Genomic DNA, 10694 nt, shown 5'->3' on the forward strand with positions numbered 1-10694 from the left:
ACTCAACCGAGTGGTTTTGCGTGGCCCCAACCTGGGCAGGACCACGGGCTCGGCCCTCCACGACTTGCGGACACCCCCGACCGCGGAGGCCGCAGCCAGCTGCGGCCCCCACCGGCCTGACCGAGATCGGACGGAGAGGACCATGGACCAAGCAGCACAGGCCACCATCGGCGCGCGGTCGGCCCGGCACGCCGCCGAGCGGCCCGAGCACCCCGCCGTCATCTGCGACGGCCGCGCACTCAGCTACGCCCAGCTGCACCGGGAGAGCAACCGCACCGCGCACGCGCTGCGCGCCGCCGGCCTCGGCCGCGGCGCCCGGATCGCCTATCTGGGCCGGGAGTCGGAGCACTACTACGACCTCGCGGTGGGCTGCGCCAAGGGCGGCGCGGTGCTGGTGCCGATCAACTGGCGGCTGACCGCCCGCGAGGTGGAGCACATCCTGGCCGACTCGGGCGCCGAACTGCTCTTCGTGGAGCGGGAGTTCCTGCCGACGGTGGAGAAGGTCCGGCCCGCCTCGCTGAAGGCGCTGGTGGAGCTGGACACCGACCTCGACCGGGTCGGCGGCTTCCTGGCCTGGAAGGGCGCGGCGCCCGACACCGACCTGCCCGCCGAGGCGGTCACCGACGATGCGGTGCTGCAGATGTACACCAGCGGCACCAGCGGCCTGCCCAAGGGCGTGGTGCTGGCCCACCGCTCGTTCTTCACCTTCATCGAGTCGATGCGCCGGCACGGCACCGACTGGATCGACTGGCGCGCCGAGGACCGCACGCTGATCTGCTTCCCGGGCCTGCACTCGGCCGGGATGGCCTGGTTCATGCACACCCTGAACGTCGGCGGCACCAGCGTGATCATGCGGATGTTCAACGCCGAGGAGGCGGTCCGGCTGATCGAGCGCCACGCCATCACCACCACCTGGGCGGCGCCCGCGATGCTCGACATGATGCTCGCCGAGCGCGGCGTCACCCGGGAGACCTTCGCCTCGCTGCGCAAGGTGGTGTACGGCGGCGCGCCGATCTCCCCCGCGCTGCTGGCCCGCTCGATCGAGGGTTTCGGCTGCGACCTGGCCCAGATGTACGCGGCCGCCGAGACCGGCAGCGTGGTCACCTGTCTCGCCCCCGCGGACCACGTGCCGGGCAACCCCCGGCTGACCTCGGCCGGCCGTTCCTGCCCGGGCAACCGGGTGCGGATCGTCGACGACGAGGGCCGGGAGCTCCCGGCCGGGCGGATCGGCCAGGTCTGCGTCGACACCCCGGCCCACTTCGTGGAGTACTGGCGCCAGCCCGAGGCCACCGCGAAGGCGCTGGTGGACGGCTGGCTGCGGCTCGGCGACCTCGGCTACCTGGACGAGGACGGCTACCTGTTCCTGTGCGACCGGATCAGCGACACCATCATCGTCGCCGGGCAGAACATCTACCCCGTCGAGGTGGAGAACGCGGTCCGCGAGCACCCGGCGGTCGCCGACGTCGCCGTGATCGGCGTACCGGACCAGCGCTGGGGCGAGACCGTCCGGGCCTGCGTGGTCCGCGCCCCCGGGGAGCAGGTCAGCGGACGCGAGCTGATGCTCTTCCTGCGCGGCCGGCTGGCCGACTTCAAGATCCCGAGCAGCTACGACTTCCTGGACGTGCTGCCGCGCAACCCCACCGGCAAGGTGCTCCGCCGGGTCCTGCGGGACCAGCTGGCCGCACCGAGCCCGTCCTGAGGAGGCACATTCGATGGCGGAGCGCACCGCACCGGTCACCGGGCGCTGGTTCCAGGCGGAGTCCGACCCGGACGCGCCGACCCGGCTGTTCCTGTTCCACTACGCCGGCAGCGGCGCCTCGATCTACCGCGAGTGGCTGCCCATGCTGCCGGCCGACATCTCGGCCCAGTCGATCCAGCTGCCGGGCCGCCAGGACCGGCTCAAGGAGGAGCCGTTCACCGAGATCGAGCCGCTGATCGAGCAGCTGGCGGACGAGATCGAGGACGAGTTCGACGGCCGGCCGTTCGCGTTCTTCGGGCACTGCATGGGCGCCCTGCTCGGCTACCGGCTGGCCGAGGAGGTACGGCGCCGCGGCGGCCCCGCCCCGGTGCTGCTGGGCGCCTCCGCCTGGGCGCCGGTCGGTTTCCGCACTCCCCCGGTGGAGCAGCTGGAGGTGCCGGAGGAGGAGATCGTCGAGTGGGCGCGGGGCCTGGGCTCGCTGCCCGAGGAGATCCTCAAGGACCGCCAGACGCTCGACATGATGATGCCGACCATGCGGGCCGACCTGCTGGTCTGCGCCAGCTACCAGGACGACGGCGCCAAGGTGCCGTGCCCGATCGTCAGCTACAGCGCCACCCAGGACCCGCTGGTGGACTCCTCCGCGATGGCGTCCTGGGCGCCGCGCACCCCCGAGTACCTGGGCAACCGGGTCTTCCCCGGCGGGCACTTCTTCCTGCACCAGGAGACCCTCTCGATCACCGCCGACTTCGTCCGGCTGCTGCGCCGGCAGGTCAGCGACGCGGCCTGACCCCTTCCCCGAGCCCCGCCCCCTGAAAGGAGTACCGGAATGACCAACCCCAACGAGTTCGCCGACCGCTACGTCGCGCTGTGGAACGAGAGCGACCCGGATGCCCGCCGCAAGGCCGTCGAGGAGCTGTGGGCGCCCGAGGGCAGCTACTTCAACTTCCTCGCCGAGTCCAAGGGCCACGAGGCCATCGCCACCCAGATCGGGTACGCCCACGAGGCGTACAAGGTCGGCGGGTTCGCCTTCCGCTCCTCGGCCAACGCGGTCGGGCACCACTCCACCCTGCGCTTCAACTGGGTGATGGTGTCGGCCGAGACCGGCGCGCTGGAGGCGATCGGCTTCGACTTCGTCGTGCTCGACGAGCAGGGCAAGGTCACCGCCGACTACCAGTACATCGACACCCCGCCGTCGTACACCGTGCCGCCGCCGGCGGCCGCCTGAGCCCACCGAGGCCGGTCGGGGGTTGCAGCCCCGGCCGGCCTCGGTGCGTCCCGCGCCGCTCCGCGGGCCCCGGTGTCAGCCGCGCAGCAGCGCGCCGGTGGCCGCGTCGGCCGGGAAGAAGGTCTCGATCGCGAGCTCGGCGACGGTGATGTCGAGCGGCATCCCGAAGGTCGCGATGGTGCAGAACAGCGCCAGCTCGGCGCCCCGGTACCCGATCCGCAGCGGCACCATCAGGTCGCCGCTGTCGGGCACCTCGGGCGTCTCGGGCTGCGGCCCCGGGTAGGGGTAGGCGCTGACCTCGCGGTACAGCTCGGTCAGCCGGGGTTCGGCGGTCAGCGTGACCCGGCGCTGCAGCCGGGTGAGCAGGTGGGCCCGCCACTCGGCGAAGTTGAGGATCCTCGGGGCCATGCCCTCGGGGTGCAGGGCGAGCCGCAGCGCGTTCATCGGCCCGCGCAGCAGGTGCGGGGCGGCGCCCTCGGTGAAGAGCGCGAAGCCGCTGTTGTGCTCGACGATGTTCCAGCCGCGGTCGACCACCAGGGCGGGCAGCGGGTCGTGGCCGGCCAGGATCTGCCGGAGGGTCTCACGCACCGGCGCCATCTCCTGCGCGTCCAGGGGCGAGTCGCCGTACGCCGGTGCGAAACCGGCCGCCAGCAGCAGGTGGTTCTGCTCCCGGTGCGGCAGTTCCAGCTGCTCGGCCAGGCGCAGCAGCATCTCCCGGCTGGGCGAGGACCGGCCGGTCTCCATGAAGCTGAGGTGCCGGGTGGAGATCTCGGCGCGGGTGGCGAGGACGAGCTGGCTCAGCCCCCGCTGTTCGCGCCAGTGGCGCATCAGCTCGCCGACCGGTCGCTGGTGGCGCTTGTCCGTGGCGGTGGGCACGTGGGTCACCTCTCAACCCTGCGGTATCCGGCCCCCGCGGCACAACTCGGCGGGCCGGCGGACCGTCAGGGGCGGACAGGACACGGCGGGAAGGCGGCACGCGGCCGCCCTCCCGCCGTTGACCCGTCATCAGATGGTGAACCGGTAGTGGGCGGTGAACAGACCGTCTTCGCCGCGGATCAGGAAGTCCACGCCGGTGACGGCCGGGCCGCCGTCGGCGGGGGTCAGCTCCCAGCCGTAGCGCACCGCGTCGTGCTGGGCGGAGGCGTGGCCGCGCAGCCGGCGGACCTCGCCCGCGGGGGCGGCGGCCAGCGCGCTCGGCACGTCCCGCTCGGCGGCGGCGTCGACCAGCCGGGCGTGCGGGCTGTACAGCGCGGCGGTCTGCTTGCCGCGCAGCTCCTCGTCCGGCTCCTTGGCCAGCGCGAGCAGCCGGCCGGCCAGCTCGTCGAGCTCGGCGACCGGGGCCGGCGGCTCGTTGAACTGGTAGTCGACCCGGATCCGGCCGGCCTCGTCCAGCAGGACGAAGTCGAAGCCGACGGCCAGCACGTCGTGGCTGCTGCCGGGCGTCATCTCCCAGTTGAAGACGGCAGCGTCGTGGTGGGCGACCAGGTTGTCGCGGTGCCGGAAGAGCAGGCCGGAGCCGCCGACGAACTGGTCGTACGCCTCGGTGGTGCGGGCGTCCAGGGCGTCGGTGCCCCGGAACACCCGGGTCTGGGTGTAGTGCAGGCCGTCCGGGGTCCACAGCTCGGCCACGGCGGCGCGGCGGGCGGCCGGGTCGGGCTCGTTCCAGACCCTGACGTAGCGGTCGAGGAAGGAGGCGGATGCGGTCACGGGGAGTCCTCTTTCGTGGTTCGGGATTCGATCGGTGCGGTGACGGGCCCGCCCCGGCCGCGGTACTGGCCGGCCGGGGCGGGGTGGGTCACCACTCGGGGTCACTTGCCGGAGTTGCCGCGGGGCAGCATCTGCACCAGGGCGGCGAGCACCACCGCGACGCCGACCAGGAAGATCACGCTCAGGTCGAACGCGTGCGGGTAGTCGCCGACGACCGGGGTGTCGCCGAGCGCGTTGTAGAAGATGATGCCGATGATCGAGACGCCCAGCGCGTTGCCGATCTGCAGCGCGGTGGTCAGCACGCCGGAGGCCGCACCCGCGTACTGCGGGGAGACCCGGGCGAGCACGGTCGAGGCCAGCGGGGCGACCGCCAGACCCATGCCGGCACCGTCGATGACCAGGCCCGGGATCAGCCAGAGGATGTGGCCGGTGGTGCCGATCTGCGAGGCGGTGATGCCCAGCACGACCAGGCCGGCGCCCATCAGCAGGGCACCCACCGCGATCACCTGGCGGCCGAGCTTGGCCGCGAACTTGCCGGCGTTCATCGAGGTGTACATGTACCCGGCGCCGATCGCCGCGAACAGCAGACCCGCCTGGAGGGCGTCCAGGCCGCGGCCGCGCTGCACGTAGAGGGCGAACACCAGGAAGAACGAGGCCTGGCCCATCCAGAAGACCAGCTGGCTGAGCAGACCGGCGTTGAACGCCCGCTCCTTGAAGAGCGACAGGTTGACCAGCGGGGAGCCGCCGCGGGCGGCGAGCCGGCTCTCCTGCAGGGCGAACAGCACGAACAGCACGGCGGACGCGGCGAAGGACAGCCAGGTCCACAGCGGCCAGCCCTTCTCGCGGCCCTCGATCAGCGGGAGGACCAGGGCGACCAGGGCGAGGGTGATGACGGCGACGCCCACCAGGTCGAGCTTGGGCTTACCGGGTGCCCGGGTCTCCGGCACGTACTTCAGGGTCAGTGCGATGATCGCGGCGCCGATCGGCAGGTTGACCAGGAAGCAGGAGCGCCAGCCGAGGCCGGCGATGTCCGCCTGGATCAGCAGACCGCCGATGAGCTGCCCGAACACCGCGGCCAGGCCCATCGCCAGACCGTAGCCGGTGAACACTTTCAGCTTGGCCGCACCCGTGTAGACGGTGCCGAGGATGGCCAGGACCTGCGGGGCGAGCAGGGCCGCCGAGACACCCTGGCCGACCCGGGCCGCCACGAGGTAGGAGCCGCTGGTCGCGATGCCGCAGAACAGCGAGGCGATGGTGAACAGCGCCAGTCCCAGCAGGAACATCTTGCGGCGCCCGTACAGGTCGCCGAGGCGGCCGCCGGTGATCAGGCCGACGCCGTAGGCGAGACCGAAACCGGCCACCACCCATTCGATCGCCGAGGCGGTCGCGTTCAGGTCGGCCTGGGTCGACGGGATGGCGACATTGACGATGAAGAAGTCCAGCGTCGTCATGAATACGCCGGAGAGCACGATCGGCAGAATCGCCCGGTGTGGCTCGGCCGCGACGTCCGCGGCCGGCGCCGACGGCGCTGCCGTGGCGGGGTTTGTCTCAGTGGTCATAGGTCCAACTCCTGGTCGATCACGTAGTCCTGCTCTGCCACAGCCGATCCGGAGGCTGTGTCCAGCTTGGCCGCCCCTGACAAGGGCGGTCAATTACCTGAGAGGTAATGGACGCCGCCCCACGGTTCGGCGACTCGCCGACAATTCGCCGACGAACGGTATTACCGCAAAGCCGCCCGGAACCCCGGCCGGCGGCATGCCGGACAGCGCTCCGGGAACTCGGTTCCGGGAATTCGGAAATTCGGGATTTCGTTCGGATGAATGCTGATCATGTTCGGGAACGCGCGAAACTGGTCGCCTCGGCACACGGGCAGGGGAGCCGCCCGATGTCGGACGTCCCCGGAAAGCACGGTGACAGAGCGTCCTGGAGCGACTGCGGACCCTGGGTGGATACCCGGTGGAGCACCGCTCGACCCCTGCTCGGCGTACCCGGCACCCTCCAGCCGGGCTCGAGCCCCCGCCCCGACAATCCGCACGCCTGTTCCGCCGGCAACCAACCGCTCTTCACCACAGGGGGAACACATGCAGTTCAGGATCCTGGGCCCGGTCGGGGCCGTCGTCAACGGCCGGTTCGCCACCATCCCCGGCACCAGACAGCGCACCCTGCTGGCCACCCTGCTGATCCGGGCCCGGCGCCTGGTGCCCACCGAACAGCTCTACACCGAACTCTGGGGCGACAACCCGCCGGCCACGGTGGAGAACTCCCTGCAGGCCCACGTCTCCCGGCTGCGCCGCACGCTGCGCCGGCTGGCCGGCCCGCACGGCGAGGTGCCGCCGCTGATCACCCAGGCCTCCGGCTACATCCTGGAGGTCGCACCCGAGGACGTCGACCTGTACCTGTTCCGCGAGCAACTCGCCGCCGCCCGGCACGCCGTGACCGGCGACCCGGAGGTGGCCGGCGCCCTGCTCGAGGGCGCGCTCGGCCTCTGGCAGGGCAGCCCGATGCAGGACGTCGCCCCCGGACCGCTGTGCCAGAGCATCGCCCTGCAACTGGACGAGGAGTACCTGGCCGCGCAGGAGGACCGGCTCTGGATGGGCGCCCTGTTCGGCGAACCGACGCACGTGATCGGCGAGTTGAAGCGGATGAGCGTCGCCCACCCGTGGCGCGAGCGGATCACCGAGATGCTGATGCGGGCGCTCTACCGCTCCGGCCGGCAGGCCGAGGCGGTCGAGGTCTACAACACCGCCCGGCAGCGGCTGGTCGACGAACTCGGCATGGAACCCTCCCCGCAGCTCAAGCAGCTCTTCCGGGAGGTCCTCATCCAGGCCCCCGCGCTGCACCAGCCCGCGGCGCTGCACCTGGTCCGCTCCGCCTGAGCGGACCCCGTCCAGCACAACGGCGCGACGTCCGGGGGCGTCGCGCCGTTGTGCCGTTGTGCCGTTGTGCCGTGCGGGGCCCGGCCTCAGTGCTCCACCGCGCCGCCCGGCAGGATCCGCCGGAAACCGGTGTACGGCACCAGCGCCTCGGGCAGCAGCACCGAACCGTCCGGCTGCGCGCCCTGCTCCAGCAGCGCCGCGACGGTCCGCCCGATCGGCAGCGCCGAACCGTTCAGGGTCGCGGCCGGCAGCTTGCGCCCCTCCGCGGTCCGGTGCCGGATGCCCGCCCGGCGCGCCTGGAAGCTGCCGCAGTCCGACACCGAGGAGATCTCCCGGTACGAGTCGCTGCCCGGCAGCCAGACCTCGATGTCGTACGTCATCCGGGCCGAGAAGCCCATGTCACCGGCCGGCAGCAGCACCACCCGGTACGACAGCTCCAGCCGGCGCAGGCACTCCTCCACCTGGCCCACCATCAGCTCCAGCTGCTCCTGGGCGTCCTCCAGCGCACAGATCCGCACCAGCTCCACCTTCTCGAACTGGTGCAGCCGCAGCACCCCGCGGGTGTCCCGCCCGTACGAACCCGCCTCGGCGCGGTAACAGGGCGTGCGGGCGGTCATCGCGATCGGCAGCGCCTTGGCGTCCAGCAGCTCCTTCGCCACCAGGTTGGTCAGCGGCACCTCCGCGGTCGGGATCAGGAACAGCTCCCGGCCGCCGACCGAGGTCGCGAACAGGTCCTCCTCGAACTTGGGCAGCTGGCCGGTGCCGGTCATCGTCTCCCGGTTCACCAGGTGCGGCACCGAGTACTCGGTGTAGCCGTGCTCCGTGGTGTGCAGGTCCAGCAGGAACGAGGCCAGCGCCCGCTCCAGCCGGGCACCCGCACCCCGGCTCACGCTGAACCGGGCACCGGACAGCGCGGCCGCCCGGCCGGCGTCCAGCACCCCGAGCGACTCGCCCAGATCGGCGTGGTGCCGGGCCTCGCCGGCGGCGGGGCGCAGCGCCGGGCCGCCCTTGCGGACCTCCACCGCCTGCTTCTCGCTGTCGCCGTCCGGGACGGTGTCGAGCGGGAGGTTGGGGATGCCCGACAGGGCGTCCTCCAGGACGAGTTCGGCCGAGCGGACGGCCGCCTCGGCCTCCTGGACCTGCTCCCGCAGCCGGCGCGAGTCCTCCCGGGCCTGCTCGGACGCGGCGGGGCCGCGCGAGGCACGCTTCAGCTCGCCGCGCAGGCGGTCGACGGTCTCGAGGGCTTCGGTGCGGCGGCGGTGCGCCTCGCCCAGGAACTCCAGGTCGAGCCGGAACCTGCGCCGCGCGAGCCGGCGCACCGCCTCCGGACCCAGCTCGATCAGCTCACGTACGTCGTGCACGGCACTCTCCTCTGGAGACGGATCACGGACTTCACGGGGGACGAAGGACGGGGCACCCCAAGGGGCGCTGGGGGCACCTCCCGGCCGAAGGCTGGGGGCGGAACTGCGCGCAGCGGTAGGCCACCGGACGGGCACCTCCCGTTTCGCGCAGTTCCTCGCGCCCCTGGGAGGTGCCCTCCGTGCCACTGAGGGTGCCCTCAGCTCGACTGGGGTGCCCCCTGGGGGGTCCCCGTCAGGGGGTGGGGACGAGGGGGGCCGGGGTCGGGGCCTGGGTGGGGGCGGGGGTGTCGGCCGGGCCGGTGAGGCGGGCGTAGTGGGACGGGCGGGCGGTGCGCAGCCAGTAGCCGTACGCGAGGCCGAGCACGCCGATCACCGGGACGGCCCACGGCAGCGCGGAGACCAGCCCGTTGTGCGTCCCGGTCAGCAGGTCGAAGTTGCCGACCACCAGCCAGACCGTGACGGCGAGGCCGGCGAAGCCCAGCAGCGGGGCGATGACCCCCTGCCACAGTCCGGCCTTCAGCCCCTTGCGGGCGAGCCCGAGCACGGCGAGCGCGGCCAGCGCCTGCAGCACCACGATCCCGAGCGTCCCGAGCCCGAGCATGCTGGTGGTGAGGTCGGCGTACGGGTCGAGCCCGGCCAGCGCGAAGCCGCCCACCACGACCGCGCTGAGCACCGTCTGCGCGATGCTGGCCAGGTGCGGCGAGGCGTACCGGGGGTGGACGGCGCCGAGCCGGCGGGGCAGCAGGCCGTCGTCGGCGAGCACCTGGGCGTACCGGTTGGCGGCGCTGTGCAGGGCCAGGGTGGCGGCGAACAGGCTGGTGCAGAGCATGATCTGGAGGATGGTGGAGCCGGTCCCGCCGAGGTAGTCGGTGCCCAGCACGAAGAACAGGTCGCCGAGCTGGTCGCCGGCGGTCTGCCGGACGGCGTCGGGGCCGATCGCGCCGACCGCGGCCCAGCTGGTGAGCGCGTAGAAGCCGGCGATCAGGACGACGGCGATGTAGGTGGCGCGCGGGACGCTGCGCCGCGGGTCCTTGGCCTCCTGGCCGTACAGCGCGGCCGACTCGAAGCCGATGAAGGAGACGAAGGCGAACATCAGCGAGACGCCGAGGCCGGGTCCGGTCGCGGTGTGCGGCGAGAAGGAGTCGAGCGGCAGGGCCGAGGTGCCGTGCCGGCCGAGGACGGCGAGGTCGAGGACGGCGAGGACGCCGATCTCGCCGGCCATCAGGACGGCCAGCACCCGGGCGCTGACCGCGATGTCGCGGTAGCCCAGGACGGCGACGGCGGCCAGGCCGACGGCGGCGCACAGCTGCCAGGGCAGGTCGAGGCCGTGGGCGGCGAGCACCAGCTGGGTGAAGTAGCCGAGGGCGCCGACCAGTCCGACGGTGGCGCAGTTGTAGGCGAGCAGGGCGATGTAGCCGCTGCCGACGGCGGGCGGGCGGCCGAGGCCGTCGGCGATCGAGGCGTAGAAGCCGCCGGAGCCGCCGGTGCGGCGGGCGCTGACGGCGTAGCCGACGGAGAAGCAGAGCAGGGTGACGCCGGCGAAGGCGAAGGCGGCGGGCACGCCGGGGCCGGTGCCGATCGCGAAGGCCAGCGGCACGGTGCCGACCATGGCGGAGAGCGGGGCCGCGGCGGCGACGATCAGGAAGACGATGTGACCGGTGGTCAGCCGTCTGGAGGTCGGGGACGCGGCGGGAGGTGCGGCGGTCATCGGGGAGCTCCAGGTGGAGGAGGGGGCGGGATCCGGGCGGGCGGGGCGAAGAGGGTCCGGCGCGACGGGCCGGGGGGGGGGGGGGAGGTCCGCGTGGGGCCCGCGCGCCGGTTTGGGG

9 protein-coding genes are annotated in these 10694 nt (G+C 72.8%); 4 read left to right on the top strand and 5 right to left on the bottom strand.

The genetic code is table 11. The features are described 5' to 3' along the window. The first annotated feature begins 142 nt into the window (after window positions 1-142). The 3 genes from AB0D08_RS38980 to AB0D08_RS38990 are packed head-to-tail and all read left to right on the top strand — an operon-like array spanning window position 143 to window position 2924. Entirely contained in the window at window positions 143-1699 is a 1557-nt protein-coding gene (locus AB0D08_RS38980) for a long-chain-fatty-acid--CoA ligase (RefSeq protein WP_033819469.1), read from the top strand. Between the two features lie 13 nt (window positions 1700-1712). Beyond that, window positions 1713-2486, top strand: a complete 774-nt coding sequence (locus tag AB0D08_RS38985; RefSeq protein ID WP_033819468.1) for an alpha/beta fold hydrolase — start codon at window positions 1713-1715, stop codon at window positions 2484-2486. Between the two features lie 39 nt (window positions 2487-2525). Next, on the top strand, window positions 2526-2924 hold the full coding sequence (locus AB0D08_RS38990) for a nuclear transport factor 2 family protein (RefSeq protein WP_033819467.1): 399 nt from the start codon (window positions 2526-2528) through the stop codon (window positions 2922-2924). Window positions 2925-2999: 75 nt separating this feature from the next. Here the strand turns inward: AB0D08_RS38990 and AB0D08_RS38995 are convergent, their stop codons facing one another. From AB0D08_RS38995 to AB0D08_RS39005, 3 genes are all read right to left on the bottom strand, one after another. After that, window positions 3000-3800: a helix-turn-helix transcriptional regulator gene (locus tag AB0D08_RS38995; RefSeq protein WP_033819466.1), complete on the bottom strand. Its 801-nt coding sequence runs from the start codon at window positions 3798-3800 to the stop codon at window positions 3000-3002. A 129-nt stretch (window positions 3801-3929) separates the two neighbouring features. Next, on the bottom strand, window positions 3930-4631 hold the full coding sequence (locus AB0D08_RS39000; protein WP_051812068.1) for a hypothetical protein: 702 nt from the start codon (window positions 4629-4631) through the stop codon (window positions 3930-3932). A 101-nt stretch (window positions 4632-4732) separates the two neighbouring features. Next, window positions 4733-6190 (bottom strand): MFS transporter, encoded by a 1458-nt coding sequence (locus tag AB0D08_RS39005; RefSeq protein ID WP_082526382.1) that lies wholly within the window; start codon window positions 6188-6190, stop codon window positions 4733-4735. A 522-nt stretch (window positions 6191-6712) separates the two neighbouring features. Between AB0D08_RS39005 and AB0D08_RS39010 the strand changes: the two genes are divergently transcribed. Continuing rightward, window positions 6713-7507 carry an AfsR/SARP family transcriptional regulator gene (locus AB0D08_RS39010; protein ID WP_033819465.1) on the top strand — a complete coding sequence of 265 codons (795 nt, stop codon included), beginning with the start codon at window positions 6713-6715 and terminating at the stop codon, window positions 7505-7507. 86 nt (window positions 7508-7593) lie between these two features. Here AB0D08_RS39010 and serS read toward each other — a convergent pair whose 3' ends face one another. Together serS and AB0D08_RS39020 are read right to left on the bottom strand one after the other, a co-directional pair. Then, window positions 7594-8868 carry a serine--tRNA ligase gene (serS, locus tag AB0D08_RS39015; protein WP_033819464.1) on the bottom strand — a complete coding sequence of 425 codons (1275 nt, stop codon included), beginning with the start codon at window positions 8866-8868 and terminating at the stop codon, window positions 7594-7596. A gap of 232 nt (window positions 8869-9100) precedes the next feature. Further along, window positions 9101-10576 (bottom strand): APC family permease, encoded by a 1476-nt coding sequence (locus tag AB0D08_RS39020; RefSeq protein ID WP_359895090.1) that lies wholly within the window; start codon window positions 10574-10576, stop codon window positions 9101-9103. Between the last annotated feature and the right edge of the window lie 118 nt (window positions 10577-10694).

Source organism: Kitasatospora sp. NPDC048540 (assembly GCF_040651175.1).
Taxonomy (GTDB): domain Bacteria; phylum Actinomycetota; class Actinomycetes; order Streptomycetales; family Streptomycetaceae; genus Kitasatospora.